Source organism: Streptomyces sp. JB150, assembly GCF_011193355.1.
Classification (GTDB): Bacteria; Actinomycetota; Actinomycetes; order Streptomycetales; family Streptomycetaceae; genus Streptomyces.
Map to the genome: position 1 here is coordinate 1,919,967 of NZ_CP049780.1, position 19,604 is coordinate 1,939,570.

A 19,604-nucleotide genomic window follows, 5' to 3' on the forward strand; every position below is an offset into this window, starting at 1 on the left:
GGGCATGGAGAACATACTCCGACCGCTGATCGTGGTCGGTGGCTCCGTGCTGCTCACTCTGCTGATCGGCTGGGCCACCGACCTGCTGCTGCGCAGGGCAGACCAACGACAAGGAGACACCCCGCTGTGGGGCCTGCTGCGCCGCGGCCGCACCCCCTTCCAGCTCGTGCTGTGCTCGGCGCTGCTGAGAGCGTCCTACGTCGAGGCACGGGTGTTCCCCGACCACCGGGTCGGCGTCGGCCGCGCCCTCACGGTCGTGCTCATCGGCTCGGCCGCCTGGCTGGTCATCCGGATCGCCGCGGCGGTCGTCGAGACCTCCTACAGCCGCTACGCCCACTCCCGGGCGCAGCGCGACCCCGCGCGGGTGCGCCGGGTGCGCACCCAGGTCACGCTGATCATGCGGGTGGTCGCGGCGGCCGTCGGGGTGGTGGCGGTGGCGGCGATGCTGCTGACGTTCCCCGCCTTCCGCGCGGCGGGCGCCTCGCTGCTGGCGTCGGCGGGCATCCTCGGCATCGTCGCGGGTGTCGCGGCGCAGTCCACCCTCAGCAACATGTTCGCCGGGTTCCAGATCGCGTTCGGCGACATGGTGCGCATCGGGGACACGGTCGTCGTGGACGGCCAGTGGGGCACCGTCGAGGAGATCACCCTGACCTATCTGACGGTGCGGACGTGGGACGAGCGCCGGGTCACGATGCCGGTGTCGTACTTCACCTCCAAGCCGTTCGAGAACTGGTCGCGCGGCACCCCGCAGATGACCGGTGTCGTCTTCTGGCACCTGGACCACTCCGCGCCGGTGGAGGCGATGCGCGACAAGCTCCGCGACCTGCTGCGCGAGTGCCCGGCCTGGGACGGGCGCGCCTACGACCTGTCGGTCACCGACACCACGCCCAACACCATCGAGGTACGGGCGCTGATGACCGCGAAGGACGCCGACGACGTGTGGACGGTGCGGGTCACGGTCCGCGAGCGGATGATCGACTGGCTGGTCCGCGAGCACCCGTACGCCCTGCCGCGGGTCAACACCGCCGACGCCCTGCTGCCGCCGGGCCGCCCGCCGGGCCCCCGCACCTCCCCCGACGGGGTGCCGAAGCGCCGCGCGGTGGAGTCACCCCGCGCGGACCGGAGCGGCTGAGCGGCCGGCTCAGCGCAGGCTGCGCACGTCCAGCTGGCGCAGCACCCGGTCCACCACCTCGGGATCCGATCCCGGTTCGCTGCGCGCCGCCAGGACCTCGTGCCTGGCGGCGCTCAGCATCTCCCCCTCGATGCGCCGCACCCGCCGCATCCGCTGGGCGCGCTGGGCGTGCGCCTCCATCCGCTCCTCCTCGCCGAGGTCGGGGCTGATCCGCACACCGATCTCGAAGGCCCGCCGCAGCATCCGCTCGGACAGCTCCTCGGGCAGCTCCTCGACCTGCTCGATCTCCCGCAGCCGCCGCTTGGCCGCCTTGGCCGCCCGCGCGGCCAGCGCCTTCTCCGGCTCCTTCTCCCGCCCGGTGTCGGCCTGGACGCCGAGCCGCCGCACCAGCCAGGGCAGCGTCAGCCCCTGGAGCACCAGCGTCGCCATGATCACGCCGAACGCGATGAACACGATCTCGTCGCGGTCGGGGAACGGCGACCCGTCGCCGGTCCTCAGCGGGATGGCCAGCGCCAGCGCCACCGAGGCCACCCCGCGCATCCCGGCCCACCACATGACGACGGTCTCCCGCCAGCTCATCGGGATGTCCTCGTCGTCACGCCGCGCGTGCAGCCGTTTGGTCAGCCAGGTCGCGGGGAGCAGCCACAGCAGCCGCACCAGGATCACGACCCCCGCGATCGCCGCCGCCCAGCCCAGCATCTCGCCCCAGCGTCCGGACGCGGTGCGGATCGCGTTGTGCAGTTCCAGGCCGATGAGCCCGAAGGCGACCCCGGTGACGAGGGTGTCGACGACGTCCCAGAAGGTGTGCCCGGCGAGCCGGGTCATCACGTCGTCGGCGTCGGTGGCGTACTCGGCGAGGAACAGCGCGGCGGTGAGCACGGCCAGCACCCCGGAGCCGTGCAGCTCCTCGGCGAGCACATAGGCGGCGTACGGCATCAGCAGGGTCAGCCCGATCTGCAGGGTGGCGTCGTCCAGCAGGGTCATGAGCCGGTTCGCGCCCCACCCGAGCACCAGCCCCGCCAGGACCGCGACCACTGCGGACAGCACCAGGTCGAGTCCGGCCTGCCAGGGCGAGAAAGTGCCGCTGACCACGGCGGCGATCGCCACGTGGTAGAGCACGATGGCCGTCACGTCGTTGAACAGCCCCTCGCCCTCCAGGATCGACACCAGCCGGCGCGGCAGTCCGAGCTGCCCGGCGACGGCGGTCGCGGCGACCGGGTCGGGCGGGGCGACCAGCGCCCCGAGCGCGAGGGCGGCGGCGATCGGCAGCCCCGGCACGATGGCGTGGGCGACGGCGCCCACACAGAGCATGGTGACGAACACCAGTGCCACGGCGAGCAGGAAGATCGGCCGTCTGTTCGCCGCGAACTGCCGCCAGGAGGTGCGCCGAACGGCCGCGTAGAGCAGCGGCGGCAGCAGCAACGGGAGGATCAGCTCCGGCGGGATGTCGACGTTCGGCACGAAGTCGGGCAGCGCCAGCACGATACCGAGGAGGGTCATCAGGACCGGCGCGGGCAGCCGCAGCCGCTCCCCGACCGGTACGGACACCACGGCCCCGAGCAGGAGCACGAACAGCAGGGCCAACTGATCCACGCTCAGCGCTTTCGACGGTCTGGACGATCAAGGCCCCCCGGCTCCAGGGTGCCACGCGCCGGCCGATGCCAGGGGGTGTCTCGCCGATCAGGCCGGATCGGCGAGCGGCGTCTGGTGCCGTGCATCGCAAGGCGGAGGAGGGAGTCGACGCGATGGGGGTGCCCCCGCGCGAGCGCAGCCGAGCGTGGGGCAGTCGGCGAGGCGACGACAACGCGGCGAGGCGCGGTGCCAGGCACCGGGAGCCCGGCATGATCGGCGAGACACCCCCTAGCCCTAGAGCGCGCGCCGCATCGCCCGGTGCGGAATCCCGGCCTCCAGGTACTCCGGGCCGTACGCCTCGTAGCCCAGCCGCTCGTAGAAGCCCAGCGCGTGCGTCTGCGCGTGCAGGTCGACCGCCGTGAGGCCCCGCGCGCGGGCCGCGTCCTCGATCGCCCGGACCAGCGCCACGCCGATGCCCAGCCCGCGCGCGTCCGGCAGCACCGCGAGCCGCCCCAGGGCGCCCACGGACGGGTCGCCGCCGGTGCGTTCCGCGGCGCTCTCGCCGTACAGCAGCCGCCCGGTGCCCAGCGGCGCCCCGTCCTCCCGCACGGCGAGCACATGCAGCGCGACGGCGTCGTACGCGTCGTACTCGATGTCCTCCGGGACGCCCTGCTCGGCGACGAAGACCTGCTTGCGCACCGCGAAGCACGCCTCGCGGTCGCCGGGCTCCTCGGCGACGCGGACGGTGTACGGCGGCGGAGTGGCCGGGTCCGCCGGGGTGGGCGGGATCATCCGTAGGTCTCCTCGCGGACCTGGTCCAGCGCCTGCTGGAGGTCCTCGGGGTAGTCGCAGGCGAACTCGACCCACTCGCCGCTGCCCGGGTGCTCGAAGCCCAGGCGGACGGCGTGCAGCCACTGCCGGGTCAGCCGCAGCCGCTTGGCCAGCGTCGGGTCGGCGCCGTACGTCAGGTCGCCGACGCAGGGGTGGCGGTGCGCGGACATGTGCACACGGATCTGGTGGGTGCGGCCGGTCTCCAGCTTCACGTCGAGCAGGGAGGCCGCGCGGAACGCCTCGATGAGGTCGTAGTGCGTGACGGAGGGCTTGCCCTCGGCGGTGACCGCCCACTTGTAGTCGTGGTTGGGGTGGCGGCCGATGGGGGCGTCGATGGTGCCGCTGGTCGGGTCGGGGTGGCCCTGGACCAGCGTGTGGTAGCGCTTGTCGACCGTGCGCTCCTTGAACTGGCGCTTCAGCGACGTGTACGCGTACTCCGACTTCGCCACGACCATCAGGCCCGAGGTGCCGACGTCCAGGCGGTGCACGATGCCCTGGCGCTCGGCGGCGCCGGAGGTCGAGATCCGGTAGCCGGCGGCGGCGAGGCCGCCGATGACCGTGGGGCCGGTCCAGCCGGGGCTGGGGTGGGCGGCGACACCGACCGGCTTGACGATGACGACCACGTCATCGTCGTCGTGCACGATCTCCATGCCCTCGACGGGCTCCGCCACGACCTGCACGGGCGCGGCGGCCTGCGGCATCTCGACCTCCAGCCAGGCGCCGCCGCGCACCCGCTCGGACTTGCCGACGACCGCGCCGTCGACCAGCACCTTGCCCGCCGCGGCCAGCTCCGCGGCCTTCGTACGGGAGAAGCCGAACATGCGGGAGATGGCGGCGTCGACGCGCTCGCCCTCCAGGCCGTCGGGCACGGGCAGGGTACGGATCTCGGGAATCGTGCTCACCCGTCGAGTATGCCGGACGGGTGAGACAGTCCCGAACGCGCGCCCTCGGCGGCGGCCGGTCCCCGGCTAGTCCTTGTGGACGGTCCCGTCCGGGTCGAGGCCCTTGAAGGACAGCAGCACGATCAGGATGCCGCCGCACACGATCGCCGAGTCGGCGAGGTTGAAGACGGCGAAGTGCTTGGGCGCGATGAAGTCCACGACGGCGCCCTCGAAGACGCCCGGCGAGCGGAAGATCCGGTCGGTGAGGTTGCCGAGCGCGCCGCCCAGCAGCAGGCCGAGCGCGACCGCCCAGGGCAGGCTGTAGAGCTTGCGGGCGAGGCGGGCGATGACCACGATCACGGCCGCCGCGATCACCGTGAAGATCACGGTGAAGGCCTCGCCGAAGCCGAAGGCCGCGCCCGCGTTGCGGATCGCCTCGAACCGCAGCCAGTCGCCGACGATCTCGATCGGCTCCTGGTGCTCCAGCTTCTCGACCACGATTATCTTGCTGACCAGGTCGAGGACGTAGGCGATGGCGGCGACCGCGAACAGCACCGCGATCCGCCGCTTGCCGCGGGGCCGCGCGGGAGCGGCCCCGGACTCGGCCCCGGTGCCGGCGTCGCCGAGGGCGCCGTCGCCCGTCCCGCCGGCGCCGGTGTCGTCGACGCCCGGCCGCTCCGGTTCCTCGCCCCGCGCCGCGTCCGGTTTGTCCGGCGTACCGATGATGCGCTCCGCCTCTGCCACGTGAGTCCCTCAGCCTAGGTACCTGACTGAGGACGAGGGTACGGCACGCCTTCCGCCCCGATCAGTACCGGCGTTCCTGCTTCTGCTTGCACTCCACGCACAGGGTGGCGCGCGGGAAGGCCTGCATCCTCGCCTTGCCGATCGGGTTGCCGCAGTTCTCGCACAGGCCGTAGGTGCCCGCGTCCAGGCGCTGCAGGGCGCGCTCGGTCTGGGTCAGCATCTCGCGCGCGTTGGCGGCGAGCGCCAGTTCGTGCTCGCGCGTGATGTTCTTGCTGCCGGTGTCCGCCTCGTCCTGGCCGGCGCCGTCCCCGGAGTCGCGCATCAGGCCCACCAGGGACGCCTCCGAGGAGGCGATCTCGGTGCTCAGCCGCTCCATCTCGCCCGACAGCTCCGCGCGGGCCTCCTCGACCTCCTCGGGGGTCCAGGGGTCCTCACCGGGGCGCACCGCCAGGTCGCCGGGCTCCGCCGCGGCGACACGTGCCTTGGGAACGGCGGTCTGGGCCGCCGGGGCCGTGCCAGGAGTCTTCTTCGCAACCACCGTCGTGGCTCCCGTCTGCTTCGCGGCCTCGGCCGCGCCCGCCTTCTTCGCCGTACTCTTCCCGGCCCCGCCTTCGACGGGACCCGTCACACCACCGGCTTCCCCGCCGGCACCCGCCACCTCCCCGCGCGGTTCCTTCCCGGCCGCGGCCTTCTTGTCCGCGGCCTTCCTGACCTCGGTCTTGCGGCGTTCGGCCGCGGACTTCTCGCCTGCCGTTCTCTTGGCCGCCGTTTCCTTCGCCGCCACTTCCTTAGCCGCCGTTTCCTTGGCAGCGGTCTTCTTGGCAGCGGTCTTCTTGGCAGCGGTCTTCCCGGCTGCGGCCTTCTTGGCTGCCGTCTTGCCGGGTACGGCCACGTGGGCGGCCGTCTCCAGCGGGGGCGGCTCCTCGGCCGCCGCCCCGGCCACCACCGTCTTCTTCGCCGCCGCCTTCTTCCCGACCGCCGTCCCGGGCACAGCCTTCCCGGCGGCCACCTTCTTGGTCACCGCCTTGTCGGCGGCCACCTTCTTGGCGGTCGTCTTCGTCGCAGCCGCCTTCTCGTCCACGGCCTTCTTCGCAGCCGCCCTCTTCGCAGTCGCCTTCTTGGCCGTCACCTTCTTGGCCGCGGCCTTCTTCGCCGCGGTGCTCTTCACGGCGGTGGTCTTCGCCGCAGAGGTCTTCACAGCCGCCTTCTTCGCGGCCGTCCCTTTCCCGGCCCCCGCCCCCGCACCCGCAGTCGCCCGCGCAGCGGTCTTGGCCCCCGCACCCGCCGTCGCCCCCGCGCCCTCCCCGCGCACCGCCTTCACCGCGTTCACCGCGCGTTTCGCGACCGCCGCCGTCCCCCGGGCGCCCTTCTTCCCGCTCACGTCCTTGGCCGCACCGCCGGAGGCACTGGCGCCTGTGGGCCTGCCGGACGCCGACTGCTGTACGGCGGTCTTCTTCGCCATGGCCGCGGCCCCTTCACATATTGTGATCTTGCTCGCGAATCGTGCTGGGACGATAAATCGACTCGAGTCCCGCGGCAACGGGGCACGCCGCCCGATTCGCCCGCCCCGCGCCCCCCGCGCGACCGGCATGCATGCGTTGTGCCCAGCTCCCGGCCGGGTATGCCGCCCGGCCGGACTTCCCCGGATCCGGCCCGCGCACGTGACCATTCGGGTCATCCCCGGCGGCGTGGCCCGGCCGCCGCAAAACCGGTCGGCCGCTGTCCGTGGGGCGCCGTACACTGGGCGGAGCGAGAAGCGTGGATGGGGACGAGTAGCGGCGTACGCAGCCCAGAGCGACCCGGGGACGGTGGAAGCCCGGGGGCGAGCGCGTCGTGAAGATCACCCCGGAGCCGCCGGAAGAAAGCCGCAGCCCAGCCCGCCGCGGTGAGTAGAACCGGCTTCGCGACCCCAATGAGGGGGCTCACCGGCGCACGACCCGCGCCGGAGGGCCAAGGAGGGTGGTACCGCGGGAGCGCGCCGAAGGCGGCGCAGGAATGACGTAGCTCTCGTCCCTCCGACGGAAGGCAGCAAGTCCGCCGGAGGAAGATCGCTGATGACGACAGCGCCGACGTACCGCCAGGTGCCCGCCCAGGTCGACCTGCCCGCGCTCGAGCACGCGGTGCTCGAGTTCTGGCGCGAGCAGAAGATCTTTGCCAAGAGCCTGGAGCAGTCCCAGGGCCGCCCGGAATGGGTGTTCTACGAGGGTCCGCCCACCGCCAACGGCATGCCCGGCGCCCACCACATCGAGGCCCGCGTCTTCAAGGACGTCTTCCCCCGCTTCCGCACCATGCGCGGCTACCACGTGGCCCGCAAGGCGGGCTGGGACTGCCACGGCCTGCCGGTCGAGCTGGCGGTCGAGAAGGAGCTGGGCTTCTCCGGCAAGCAGGACATCGAGGCGTTCGGCATCGCCGAGTTCAACGCCCGGTGCCGCGAGTCCGTGACCCGCCACACCGACGCCTTCGCCGAGCTGACGACCCGCATGGGCTACTGGGTCGACCTCGACGACGCGTACCGCACGATGGACCCCGAGTACATCGAGTCGGTCTGGTGGTCGCTGAAGGAGATCTTCAACAAGGGCCTGCTGGTCCAGGACCACCGCGTCGCCCCCTGGTGCCCCCGCTGCGGCACCGGGCTGTCCGACCACGAGCTGGCCCAGGGCTACGAGACGGTCGTCGACCCCTCGGTCTACGTCCGCTTCCCGCTGACCTCCGGCCCGCTCGCCGGCGAGGCCGCCCTGCTGGTGTGGACGACCACCCCGTGGACCCTGGTCTCCAACACCGCCGTCGCCGCCCACCCCGAGGTCACCTACGTCGTGGCGACCAACGGCGAGGAGAAGCTGGTCGTCGCCGAGCCGCTGGTCGCCAAGGCCCTCGGCGAGGGCTGGGAGACCACCGGCCAGACCTTCACCGGCGCCGAGATGGAGCGCTGGACGTACCAGCGCCCGTTCGAGCTGGTCGCGTTCCCGGCCGAGGCCCACTTCGTGGTCAACGCCGACTACGTCACCACCGAGGACGGCACGGGTCTGGTCCACCAGTCCCCCGCCTTCGGTGAGGACGACCTCAGGGTGTGCCGCGCCTACGGCCTGCCGATGGTGAACCCGGTCCGCCAGGACGGCACCTTCGAGGAGAACCTGCCCCTGGTCGGCGGCGTCTTCTTCAAGAAGGCCGACGAGGCCCTCACCGAGGACCTCGGCGCCCGCGGCCTGCTCTTCAAGCACCTGCCGTACGAGCACAGCTACCCGCACTGCTGGCGCTGCCACACCGCGCTGCTCTACTACGCGCAGCCGTCCTGGTACATCCGCACGACGGCGATCAAGGACCGTCTGCTCCAGGAGAACGACAGGACCAACTGGTTCCCGGACACGGTCAAGCACGGCCGCTTCGGCGACTGGCTGAACAACAACATCGACTGGGCGCTGTCCCGCAACCGCTACTGGGGCACCCCGCTGCCCATCTGGCGCTGCGAGGAGGGCCACCTCACCTGCGTCGGCTCCCGCGCGGAGCTGACCGAGCTGACCGGCACCGACCAGTCCGGCCTGGACCCGCACCGCCCGTTCATCGACGACGTCACCTTCACCTGCACCCACGAGGGCTGCTCCCTCGACGCGGTGCGCGTGCCCGAGGTCATCGACGCCTGGTACGACTCGGGCTCGATGCCGTTCGCGCAGTGGGGCTACCCGTACAAGAACAAGGAGCTGTTCGAGAGCCGGTACCCGGCGCAGTTCATCTCCGAGGCCATCGACCAGACCCGCGGCTGGTTCTACACGCTGATGGCCGTCGGCACGCTCGTCTTCGACAAGTCGTCGTACGAGAACGTCGTCTGCCTCGGCCACATCCTCGCCGAGGACGGCCGGAAGATGTCCAAGCACCTGGGCAACATCCTCCAGCCGATCCCGCTGATGGACCAGCACGGCGCCGACGCGGTGCGCTGGTTCATGGCGGCCGGCGGCTCCCCGTGGGCGGCCCGCCGCGTCGGCCACGGCACCATCCAGGAGGTGGTGCGCAAGACGCTGCTCACCTACTGGAACACGGTCGCCTTCCAGGCCCTGTACGCGCGCACGTCGAACTGGGCGCCCTCCGAGGCCGACCCGGCCCCGGCCGACCGCCCGCTGCTGGACCGCTGGCTGCTGTCCGAGCTGCACGCGCTCACCGACCAGGTGACCCAGGCGCTGGAGGCGTACGACACCCAGCGCGCCGGCAAGCTGCTGTCCGCGTTCGTCGACGACCTGTCCAACTGGTACGTCCGCCGCTCCCGCCGCCGCTTCTGGCAGGGCGACAAGGCCGCGCTGCGCACCCTGCACGAGGTCGTCGAGACGGTCACCAAGCTGATGGCCCCGCTGACCCCGTTCATCACCGAGCGGGTCTGGCAGGACCTGATCGTCCCGGTCACCCCGGGCGCGGCGGAGTCGGTGCACCTGGCGTCCTGGCCGGAGGCCGACCTCGGCGCGATCGACCCGGAGCTGTCGCGGCAGATGGTGCTGGTGCGCCGCCTGGTGGAGCTGGGCCGGGCCACCCGCGCGGAGTCCGGCGTCAAGACGCGTCAGCCGCTCAAGCGCGCGCTGATCGCGGCGACCGGCTTCGAGGCGCTGGATCCCGAGCTGCACACCCAGATCACCGAGGAGCTGAACGTCGAGGCGCTGGCGTCGCTCAGCGAGGTCGGCGGCTCCCTGGTCGACACCACGGCCAAGGCCAACTTCCGCGCGCTGGGCAAGCGGTTCGGCAAGCGGGTCCAGGACGTGGCCAAGGCGATCGCGAACGCCGACGCGGCGGCGCTGTCGCTGGCGCTGCGCGAGGGCAACGCCTCCGTGGAGGTCGACGGCGAGACCATCTCCCTCGCCCCGGACGAGGTGATCATCACCGAGACGCCGCGCGAGGGCTGGTCGGTGGCGTCGGACGCGGGTGCCACGGTCGCCCTCGACCTGGAGATCACCGAGGAGCTGCGCCGGGCGGGCCTCGCCCGTGACGCGATCCGGCTGATCCAGGAGGCCCGCAAGAACAGCGGCCTCGACGTGGCCGACCGGATCGCGCTGCGCTGGACGGCCACCGACCCGGCGGTCGTCGCGGCCCTGACCGAGCACTCCGCGCTGATCGCCGACGAGGTGCTGGCCACGGACTTCACCCAGGGCGAGGCGGACGACTCCGGCTACGGCGAGCCGTTCACCGACGAGGGCCTGTCCCTGACCTTCCGCCTGCGCAAGGCGTAGGGCACACACAGAAAGGCCCGGTCCCCCGCGAGGGGGGCCGGGCCTTTCCGCGTCGCCCGTCGTCACAGTTCACGGAAGGGCGACGAGCGGACCGGGGCGGGCCGGGTTCGAACCGGCGTGCCCCCGACTGTCGTCGAGGTGCGCCTGCCTCTGCGCTACGCGCCCCCGAGCACCCTACGTGACTCCGAGCGCCCCGTGGCAACCCGGGGCGCTCACCCGGAAGGACGAGCGAACGGGCAGGCACCAGAGGGTGTCTCGTCGATCAGGCCGGATCAGCGAGCGGCGTCTGGTGCCGCGCATCGCAAGGCGGAGCAGGGAGTCGACGCGATGGGGGTGCCCCCGCGCGAGCGCAGCCGAGCGTGGGGGAGTCGGCGACCGACGACAACGCGGCGAGGCGCGGTGCCAGGCGCCGGGAGCCCGGCATGATCGGCGGACACCCCCTAGGGCGGAGAAAGGGCGGGCAAAAGGGCGGGGCCCCGGATCGGAATCCGGGGCCCCGCCCTGAACGCTGCCGACGGCTACGCCGTACTACGCGCTGTCAGTTGTCGTCCTCGTCGATCAGGAACCCGCGCATCGGCGAGGGAGCCTGACCCATCGGCGACGGACCCTGCGGCCGGACCGGGGCCATCGGCTGGGTCATGGCCGGCGACATCTGCTGCTGGCCGCCGTAGGAGGGAGCGGACGGGCTCGGCGCGCCACCCATCGACTGGTTGCCGCCGTACGACGGGGCGCTCGCGCCGGCCGGGGCCATGGAAGGCGCCGGGGACGGCGGGAGGGACGCGGTCGCCGGGCTGCGCGGCGGGGCCAGCGAGTCGTCGGCCTGGGTCTCCAGCTGACGCAGCTGCGACTCCAGGTACGACTTCAGGCGCGTGCGGTACTCGCGCTCGAAGCCGCGCAGGTCCTCGACCTTGCGCTCCAGCGTGGCGCGGGCGGACTCCAGGGAGCCCATCGCGACACGGTGCTTCTCCTGCGCGTCCCGCTCCAGGGCGTCGGCCTTGGCACGGGCGTCCCGCTCCAGACCCTCGGCGCGCGAACGGGCCTCGCCGACGATCTTGTTGGCCTCGGAGCGGGCCTCCGCGATCGCCTGGTCGGCGGTCTGCTGGGCCAGCGACAGGACACGGGCGGCGCTGTCGCCACCGGGGCCCTGACCGGGGCCGCCCATCGGACCGCCCATGGGGCCGCCCATCGGACCGGGGCCCATCTGGCCCTGCATGGGGCCACCCTGGCCCATCGGACCCTGGCCCATCGGGCCGGGACCCTGCGGACCCTGACCGCCGGGGCCGGCGGGCAGCTGCGGGGCACCGCTCGGCAGCTGGGGCGGGCCACCCATGGGGCCGCCCATCTGCTGCTGCGGCGGGCCCGATATGCCGGCGGGCACCGGAGCGCCGGGACCTCGCATGCCCTGCTGCGGCATGCCCTGCGGAGGCTGCTGCTGGTCCTGCTGCTCCTGCGGCTTGCGCATGTTCTGCTGGTTCTGCGCGGCGGCGCGGGTGGCCGCGGCCAGCTTCGCGCGCAGATCCTCGTTCTCGCGGAGCAGACGGGTCAGTTCGGCTTCGACCTCGTCGAGGAAGGCATCGACCTCGTCCTCGTCATAGCCTTCTCGGAGGCGGACGGTCGTGAACTGCTTGTTCCGCACGTCCTCGGGGGTCAACGGCATCTCTTCACCTCAACGTAGTCGTCGGCATTCGGCAAGACGGTAGGTCACATCGCTCACAGCCGGCTCACGATCGAGATCAGGATGTAGACGATGATCATCAGTACGAAGAAGGACAGGTCGAGCGCCACGCCCCCGAGACGCAGCGGCGGAATGAACCGCCGCAGAAGCTTGAGCGGTGGATCAGTGACAGTGTAGGTGGCCTCCAGAACGACCACCATCGCCTTGCCGGGTTGCCACGAGCGGGCGAACTGGAAGACGTAGTCCATGACCAACCGGAAGATGAGCACGATGAGGAAGCACATCAGCGCGATGTAGACGACATCCAGGACCACGCTCATGCCCGTGCTTCCCTCTCCCCTGTTTCCCGTGCTGTGGTACTGCTTTGTACCGCTTTTTCCGGTCGTGCGTCTCAGCTCTGGTTGAAGAACCCGCCCTCTGCGATGCGGGCCTTGTCCTCCGCCGTGACATCGACGTTAGCAGGCGACAACAGGAACACCTTCTGCGTCACCCGCTCGATGCTGCCGTGAAGACCAAACACCAGACCGGCCGCAAAGTCGACAAGTCGCTTCGCGTCTGTGTCGTCCATCTCAGTCAAGTTCATGATCACCGGGGTGCCCTCACGGAAGTGTTCCCCGATGGTACGGGCCTCGTTGTAGGTCCGCGGGTGAAGCGTGGTGATCCGGTAAGGCTCTCGTTCCGACACGACCTTGGGCATGATCACCGGTGCGTTCTTCTCCAGGCTTGCGCGTTCTTGTGTGATGGATGCCACGGGCGCGATGCGCGCGGGGCGACTCGATTCCGCGGGTAGCGAAGCGGAGTGCGCCACCGGCTCGCGGGGCGTGGGCGGATGCACCACTCGCACCGATTCTTCCCTCTGGGGCTGATGTGAACCATGCGACTGGTGGGACGGTTCGTGCCGTCGGTGATCCCGCTCGGGCTCCGGGTCCAGTTCGGGCTCGAAGTCGTCGTCGGGATCGAATCCCCGGCCGTCGTACCCATCGTCCTCCACGAGGCCGAGGTAGACCGCCATCTTGCGCATCGCGCCGGCCATGCTCTGAGTCCTCCGCTCTGTGGTGGATCGGCTCACGACTGCCAAGTCCCTGCGATCCACGAGGTCGTTATGTCCGCCCTTCGACGGCAATGACCATATTTTCTGCTGTGGTCCGACTTCCTGGCGACGTTACCCGAGCCTGGGGCGGACTCCGAGTACCGCGGTGCCGACGCGTACATGTGTCGCTCCGGCGGCCACGGCCTGTTCGAGGTCCGCGCTCATCCCTGCCGAGACCATGTTCGCAGCCGGATGGGCCCGGCGCAGGTCGGTCGACAAATCCATCAACCGCTCGAACACCGCCTGTTGGCGACCGGCGTACTCCCCGGTCAGAGGTGCGACGGTCATCAGCCCGGCGAGCCGCAGCCCGGGCGAGCCGGCGACCAGGTCCGCCAACTCCCCGATCCCCTCGGGCGCCACGCCGCCCCGCTCGCCCCGGCCGCTCGCCCCCGCGTCGAAGGCGACCTGCACGAGGCAGCCGATCTCGCGCCCGGCGCGTACCGCCTCCTTGGACAGGGTCGTCACCAGCCGGGCGCGGTCGACGGACTGCACCACATCCGCGTAACCGATCACAGATCGGACCTTGTTGGTCTGCAACTGACCGACGAAGTGCCAGGAAAGGGGCAGATCCGAACAGATGGCGGCCTTGGGGGCCGCGTCCTGGTCACGGTTCTCGGCGACATGGCGCACACCGAGCTCCGACAGGATCCGCACATCGTCGGCGGGATAGGTCTTGGTGACCACGATCAGGGTCACCTCTTCACGCTTGCGGCCGGCCGCCGCGCAGGCCGCGGCGATGCGCTCCTCGACCCGCGCCAGGTTTCCGGCGAGTTCGTCCCTACGGTCCGTCATGCCCCATCAGTCCAGCCAGACATAGCCCGCCAGCCGACCGGTGGTGCGGTCGCGGCGGTACGAGAAGTGGTCGTGCGACTCCAGCGTGCACACCGGCGACTGCGCCCGGTCGCACACCCCCAGCCGTTCGAGCTGCGCGTGCACCCCCGCGGTCACGTCGACCGCCGGAGTGCCCCAGCTGGTGACGGCGTGCGCCGCCGGCTCGACGGCGGCCACCTCGGCGCGCATCGCCTCCGGCACCTCGTAGCACCGGCCGCAGACGGCGGGTCCGGTGCGGGCGACGATCCGGGAGGGCGCGGCGCCGAGTGCGGTCATGGCCCGGACGGCGGCGGGGACGACCCCCGCGACCATTCCCGGCCGGCCCGCGTGGGCGGCGGCCGCCACCCCGGCGACCGGGTCGGCCAGCAGCACGGGGGTGCAGTCGGCGGTGAGCACGGCGAGGGCGAGTCCCCGGCGGGCGGTGACCACCGCGTCCACCGACGGGATGTCGGCGGCCGAGGCCCACGGTCCGTCGACCACCGCCACGTCGTTGCCGTGCACCTGGTTCATCCAGACCACCCGGGCCGGGTCGAGGCCCAGCGTCTTCGCCGCCAGCTCCCGGTTGGCCGTCACGGCGGCCGGGTCGTCACCGACCGCGCCGCCGAGGTTGAGCTCCTCATACGGAGCGGCGCTCACCCCGCCCCACCGGTCGGTGAAGGCGAAGTGCGCGCCGCTCACGCTCTCGCGCTGTCCTATCACTTCAGGAAGTCCGGTACGTCCAGCTCCTCGGCCGCGCTGTCCGTGTAGGTCCGCGGCGCCGGGGTGACCGGCGGGGCGACCGGGATGTCGTTCACCGGCTCCGGCGCGGGCTCCGGCTCCTCCTTCGGCGTGACGCTGCCCAGCGAGCCGAAGGACGGGCGGCTCTCCGGCTGCCGCGCCGGCGGAGCGGGCTCCTCGCGGCGGGCCGGGGCCGAGGAGGCCGAGCCGAGGACGTTGTCCCGGCGGGCCGGCGGCTGGCCGCCGTCGAAGCCGGCCGCGATCACGGTGACCCGCACCTCGTCGCCGAGGGCGTCGTCGATGACCGCGCCGAAGATGATGTTCGCCTCGGGGTGGGCGGCCTCGCTGACCAGCTGGGCCGCCTCGTTGATCTCGAACAGGCCGAGGTCGGAGCCGCCGGAGATGGAGAGCAGCACGCCGCGGGCGCCGTCGATGGACGCCTCCAGCAGCGGGGAGGAGATCGCCATCTCGGCCGCGGCCACCGCGCGGTCGTCGCCGCGGGCCGAGCCGATGCCCATGAGGGCCGAGCCGGCCTCGGACATGACCGACTTGACGTCGGCGAAGTCCAGGTTGATCAGGCCGGGGGTGGTGATGAGGTCGGTGATGCCCTGAACGCCGGAGAGCAGGACCTGGTCCGCCGACTTGAAGGCGTCGAGGACCGAGACCTGGCGGTCCGAGATGGACAGCAGGCGGTCGTTCGGGATGACGATGAGGGTGTCGACCTCTTCGCGCAGCTCGGCGATGCCGTCCTCGGCCTGGTTCGCGCGGCGCCGTCCCTCGAAGGTGAACGGGCGCGTGACCACGCCGATGGTGAGCGCGCCGAGGGAGCGTGCGATGTTGGCCACGACGGGCGCGCCGCCGGTGCCGGTGCCGCCGCCTTCACCGGCCGTCACGAAGACCATGTCGGCCCCCTTGAGGACCTCCTCGATCTCCTCGCGGTGGTCCTCGGCGGCCTTGCGGCCGACGGCCGGGTTGGCTCCGGCGCCGAGTCCGCGGGTGAGTTCACGGCCGACGTCCAGCTTGACGTCGGCGTCGCTCATCAACAGAGCTTGCGCGTCGGTGTTGATGGCGATGAACTCGACGCCCTTGAGACCGACCTCGATCATCCGGTTGATGGCATTGACACCACCGCCGCCGACACCGATGACTTTGATGACTGCGAGGTAGTTCTGCGGTGCTGCCACGTCGAAGGCCTCTCGCCTCGAGTTACGTGTCGCCGTACCGGCGTGGGCACTGCGCCCGCGCGATCCGACGACTGATGCCGAATGGGACGGTCCGTATCGCCGACCCGAACCCTAACGTTGAAGTTTAGGGTTACCAGTGTGTCTGTTCCCTGGAGTCTTCTGAACAGGACACTAAGTCGACAAGTGGCGCACGTTCAACGAACACGCCGAACCTCCCGTTTTTCTTTTCACCCTATGTGATCAGCCATAGCGGTGCCCAACCAGGGTGCTGGCCTGCGCGGATGTGCGTCAACTCCCCGATGACGCGGGGGCGGTGGGGACGCTGACGTCGAAGTGCCGCGCGGACGGGGCCGCTTTCAGCAGAGCGGTGAGGGTACGGGCCTTCGCGGCCCCCTTCTCGCCGCTCCCCCAGGCCACGGTGCGCCCGTCCGTCAACGTCAGCGAGATGTCGTCGTAGGAACGCACCTTGACCGCCCGGGTGCGGTGCGCGACCGCCTCCGGCAGCGCCCCGGCCACCCGGACCGCCTCCCGGACCAGCCGTCCCTCCCCGAAGCGGCGCAGGCTGGCCGCGGCGGAACGGGACCGCGACGGCCTCAATTCGAGAAGGGGAACGCCTTTCGGGGCGTGAGAAACCGTGGCGAAACGGACGCCTCCCTTGTCCACTTCCACGAACTTCCCGCCCTTTTTCACCAGCAGAACCGGAGTGCGCTCGGTTACTTTTAGCCCGATTCCCTGCGGCCAGGAACGGACCACATCAACGGCGGCAATTCGGGGCAATTTCCGGCGCAGCCGGTTCTCCATGGCCCCCGTGTCGACGGAGGCCAGCGGAGCCCCGAGGGGCGCGTCGGCCGCCTCGCGCACCTGCGCCGGGGTGAGCACCCGGGTACCGGAGACGGAGACCTCCTCCAGCCGCAGCCACTGCGAGCCGTACAGCACCCAGCCGCCGCCCGCGCCGAGCAGCGCCAGGGCGACGGCCAGGGCGATGAGGGTGCGGAGCGCGGGCAGCCGCGGCCGCCGGGCGGGAGGCGGGCCGGACGACTCCTGCTGGCGCGCACCGCGCTCGGCGGTGGTGGGTCCGGCCACGCTCCCTGCCTTCCGCTCACATCGACATACGGTTCCTTGGGCGTGCCTCGCCGATCATGCCGGGCTCCCGGCGCCTGGCACCGCTCGCTGATCCGGCCTGACCGACGAGACACCCCCTACTGGTGTGCACGGTGGGCGGCGATCGCCTCGTACACCATGCCGACCAGCAGCTGGTCGGCGTCCCGGCGGCCGAACTCGGCGGCGGCGCGGGACATCTCGTACAGCCGGTGCGGGTCGGCGAGCACGGGCAGGACGTTCTGCTGCACCCACTCGGGGGTGAGTTCCGCGTCGTCGACCAGCAGGCCGCCGCCGGCCTTGACCACCGGCTGGGCGTTCAGCCGCTGCTCGCCGTTGCCGATGGGCAGCGGGACGTAGGCGGCCGGGAGTCCGACGGCGGAGAGTTCGGCGACGGTCATCGCGCCCGCGCGGCAGAGCATCATGTCGGCCGCGGCGTACGCGAGGTCCATCCGGTCCAGGTAACTTACCGGGATGTAAGGGGGCATCCCCGGCATCTGGTGCACCTGCGGCAGTTCGTTCTTCGGGCCGACCGCGTGCAGGATCTGGATCCCGGCCTGCTGCAGCCACGGCGCGACCTGCTGCACGACCTCGTTCAGACGGCGCGCGCCCTGCGAGCCGCCGGAGACGAGCAGGGTCGGCAGGTTCGGGTCGAGCCCGAACATCGCGCGCGCCTCGGGGCGGGCGGCGGCCCGGTCCAGGGTGGCGATGGAGTGCCGCAGCGGGATGCCGATGTAGCGGGCGTTGCGCAGCTTGCTGTCCGGCGTGGCGACGGCGACCTGCGCGGCGTACCGCGAACCGATCTTGTTGGCGAGGCCGGGGCGGGCGTTGGCCTCGTGGATGACGATCGGCACGCCGAGCCGCTTGGCGGCCAGATAGCCGGGCAGCGCCACATAGCCGCCGAAGCCGACCACGACGTCCGCCTTGGTGCGCTCCAGGATCTGCTCGGCCGCCTTGATGGTGCCGCGCAGCCGGCCCGGGACGGTGATCAGCTCGGGGGTGGGCTTGCGGGGCAGCGGTACGGCCGGGATCAGCGCCAGCTCGTAGCCCCGCTCGGGGACCAGCCTGGTCTCCAGACCGCGCTCCGTGCCCAGGGCCGTGATGCCCACGGTCGGGTCCTGCCTGCGCAGGGCGTCCGCGAGGGCGAGCGCGGGCTCGATGTGGCCCGCGGTGCCCCCGCCGGCGAGTACGACATGCACCGAAATTCACCGCTCTCCGGACGAGCGCACCGCCGAGGTGCGCCGTCGCATCGTGTTCCATCTCCGGGGCCCCGCAGAGCCCCCAGCCCCCCGCTTTCTACCAAAGCGGGGTTGCCGCATCGCAAGCGCCGCCCGCGCAGCGGGCTCGTCGCGCGCGAAGGCGATCAGCAGCCCGATGGCGAACATGGTCGGCAGCAGGGCGGATCCTCCGTAGGAGAACAGCGGGAGGGGGACTCCGGCGATCGGCAGCAGGCCGAGCACCGCACCCATGTTGATCACGGCCTGGGCCGTGATCCAGGTGGTCACGCCTCCCGCGGCATACCTGACGAAGGGGTCCTCCGTGCGTCCGGCCACGCGGATACCCGCATAGCCTAGAGCGGCGAAGAGGGCGAGCACCGACAGCGTCCCCGCCAGGCCCAGTTCCTCACCGGTGACGGCGAAGATGAAGTCGGTGTGCGCTTCGGGGAGTTGACCCCATTTTTCCACACTCGCGCCGAGGCCGGAACCGAAGAGTCCGCCGGACGCGAGGGCGTAGATCCCGTGCACGGCCTGCCAGCAGGAGCCGTCGGGGCCCATCTCCGTGGCGCCGATGCAGGCGAAGCGGTCCAGCCGGTTGGAGTTGGTCTGGATCAGCAGCGCGCCGATCGCCCCGGCGACCGCCAGCACTCCGACGAACAGCCGGGTGGGCGCCCCCGCCAGCCACAGCAACCCGAACAGGATCGCCGTGACGATGATCGCGGTGCCCATGTCGCCGCCGAGCATGATCAGCCCGAGCAGCATGAACGCCACCGGGACGAGCGGCACCAGCATGTGCTTCCACTGCGCCAGCAGCTTCTTGTCCTGCTTGCGGGCGAGCAGGTCGGCGCCCCACAGCACCAGGGCGAGCTTGCCGAACTCGCTGGGCTGAATCTGGAAGGAGCCGCCGAGCGCGATCCAGTTCTGGTTGCCGTTGACCGCCATCCCTATCCCGGGCACCTGCACCAGGGCCATCATGAAGACGGCGCCGGCGAGGATCGGGTAGGCGAGCGCGCGGTGCAGCCTGACCGGCATCCGGGAGGCCGCGTACAGCAGTCCGGCGCCGATCACGGCGGCCAGCAGCTGCTTGCGGAAGAAGTAGGAGCCGGGCAGCGACATCTGCAACGCGGTGATCTGGGAGGCCGAGTAGACCATCACCAGGCCCAGCACGGTGATCAGCAGGCTGCCGCCGAGGATCAGGTAGTAGGCGGTCAGCGGGCGGTCCCAGGCCCTGCGGGCGCGCGTGTAGTACCGCGTGACCGGGTTCTCGCGGGGGGCGGCGAGGGGCCGCGCCGTGCGCGGCGCGGGCGGACGGCGCGTACGGCTACCCGGCATGGCAGGCCCCCGTCCTCCGGCCGCGGCGGTACGCCCCGGCGCGGGCCGCGCCGGTCCCGCGTGTCCTGTGGGCCGCGCGCGGGAGGCCGGGGGCCG

At 71.7% G+C, this 19,604-nt stretch carries 16 protein-coding genes and 1 tRNA gene; 2 read left to right on the forward strand and 15 right to left on the reverse strand.

Annotated elements, in window-relative coordinates; genetic code table 11:
• Nucleotides 1–4: 4 nt before the first annotated feature.
• Entirely contained in the window at nt 5–1,132 is a 1,128-nt protein-coding gene (locus tag G7Z13_RS08995; protein WP_165997630.1) for a mechanosensitive ion channel domain-containing protein, read from the forward strand.
• 9 nt (nt 1,133–1,141) lie between these two features.
• Here G7Z13_RS08995 and G7Z13_RS09000 read toward each other — a convergent pair whose 3' ends face one another.
• The 5 genes from G7Z13_RS09000 to G7Z13_RS09020 all read right to left on the reverse strand — a co-directional run bounded on the left by G7Z13_RS09000 (nt 1,142) and on the right by G7Z13_RS09020 (nt 6,622).
• Nucleotides 1,142–2,725, reverse strand: a complete 1,584-nt coding sequence (locus tag G7Z13_RS09000; protein WP_165997632.1) for a Na+/H+ antiporter — start codon at nt 2,723–2,725, stop codon at nt 1,142–1,144.
• A gap of 273 nt (nt 2,726–2,998) precedes the next feature.
• Nucleotides 2,999–3,496, reverse strand: a complete 498-nt coding sequence (locus G7Z13_RS09005) for a GNAT family N-acetyltransferase (RefSeq protein WP_165997633.1) — start codon at nt 3,494–3,496, stop codon at nt 2,999–3,001.
• Complete coding sequence (locus tag G7Z13_RS09010; RefSeq protein WP_165997635.1) at nt 3,493–4,437, reverse strand: RluA family pseudouridine synthase; 945 nt, start codon at nt 4,435–4,437, stop codon at nt 3,493–3,495. Before G7Z13_RS09010 ends, G7Z13_RS09005 begins: the two co-directional genes overlap by 4 nt.
• A 66-nt stretch (nt 4,438–4,503) precedes the next feature.
• Nucleotides 4,504–5,160, reverse strand: a complete 657-nt coding sequence (gene lspA, locus G7Z13_RS09015) for a signal peptidase II (RefSeq protein WP_165997637.1) — start codon at nt 5,158–5,160, stop codon at nt 4,504–4,506.
• Between the two features lie 61 nt (nt 5,161–5,221).
• Nucleotides 5,222–6,622: a TraR/DksA family transcriptional regulator gene (locus tag G7Z13_RS09020; protein ID WP_165997639.1), complete on the reverse strand. Its 1,401-nt coding sequence runs from the start codon at nt 6,620–6,622 to the stop codon at nt 5,222–5,224.
• A gap of 592 nt (nt 6,623–7,214) precedes the next feature.
• On the opposite strand from G7Z13_RS09020, the gene ileS reads away from it, so the two are divergent.
• Entirely contained in the window at nt 7,215–10,364 is a 3,150-nt protein-coding gene (gene ileS / locus G7Z13_RS09030) for an isoleucine--tRNA ligase (protein ID WP_165997640.1), read from the forward strand.
• Between the two features lie 92 nt (nt 10,365–10,456).
• Here ileS and G7Z13_RS09035 read toward each other — a convergent pair.
• The 10 genes from G7Z13_RS09035 to ftsW all read right to left on the reverse strand — a co-directional run bounded on the left by G7Z13_RS09035 (nt 10,457) and on the right by ftsW (nt 19,508).
• A tRNA-Arg gene (locus tag G7Z13_RS09035) sits at nt 10,457–10,530 on the reverse strand.
• 372 nt (nt 10,531–10,902) lie between these two features.
• Nucleotides 10,903–12,021: a DivIVA domain-containing protein gene (locus G7Z13_RS09040; RefSeq protein WP_165997642.1), complete on the reverse strand. Its 1,119-nt coding sequence runs from the start codon at nt 12,019–12,021 to the stop codon at nt 10,903–10,905.
• 53 nt (nt 12,022–12,074) lie between these two features.
• Complete coding sequence (locus tag G7Z13_RS09045) at nt 12,075–12,359, reverse strand: YggT family protein (protein WP_007448661.1); 285 nt, start codon at nt 12,357–12,359, stop codon at nt 12,075–12,077.
• A gap of 71 nt (nt 12,360–12,430) precedes the next feature.
• A complete protein-coding gene (gene sepF, locus G7Z13_RS09050) occupies nt 12,431–13,072 on the reverse strand; it encodes a cell division protein SepF (RefSeq protein WP_165997644.1) in 642 nt (213 codons plus the stop codon).
• A 129-nt stretch (nt 13,073–13,201) separates the two neighbouring features.
• On the reverse strand, nt 13,202–13,921 hold the full coding sequence (locus G7Z13_RS09055; RefSeq protein WP_165997646.1) for a YggS family pyridoxal phosphate-dependent enzyme: 720 nt from the start codon (nt 13,919–13,921) through the stop codon (nt 13,202–13,204).
• 6 nt (nt 13,922–13,927) lie between these two features.
• Nucleotides 13,928–14,659 (reverse strand): peptidoglycan editing factor PgeF, encoded by a 732-nt coding sequence (pgeF, locus tag G7Z13_RS09060; protein ID WP_165997648.1) that lies wholly within the window; start codon nt 14,657–14,659, stop codon nt 13,928–13,930.
• On the reverse strand, nt 14,656–15,861 hold the full coding sequence (gene ftsZ, locus G7Z13_RS09065) for a cell division protein FtsZ (protein WP_165997650.1): 1,206 nt from the start codon (nt 15,859–15,861) through the stop codon (nt 14,656–14,658). Before ftsZ ends, pgeF begins: the two co-directional genes overlap by 4 nt.
• 288 nt (nt 15,862–16,149) lie before the next feature.
• Nucleotides 16,150–16,944 carry an FtsQ-type POTRA domain-containing protein gene (locus G7Z13_RS09070; RefSeq protein ID WP_165997651.1) on the reverse strand — a complete coding sequence of 265 codons (795 nt, stop codon included), beginning with the start codon at nt 16,942–16,944 and terminating at the stop codon, nt 16,150–16,152.
• 116 nt (nt 16,945–17,060) lie between these two features.
• Nucleotides 17,061–18,158, reverse strand: coding sequence for an undecaprenyldiphospho-muramoylpentapeptide beta-N-acetylglucosaminyltransferase (gene murG, locus G7Z13_RS09075; protein ID WP_165997653.1), 1,098 nt, complete (start codon nt 18,156–18,158; stop codon nt 17,061–17,063).
• A gap of 6 nt (nt 18,159–18,164) precedes the next feature.
• Entirely contained in the window at nt 18,165–19,508 is a 1,344-nt protein-coding gene (ftsW, locus tag G7Z13_RS09080; protein ID WP_165997654.1) for a putative lipid II flippase FtsW, read from the reverse strand.
• Nucleotides 19,509–19,604: the final 96 nt, after the last annotated feature.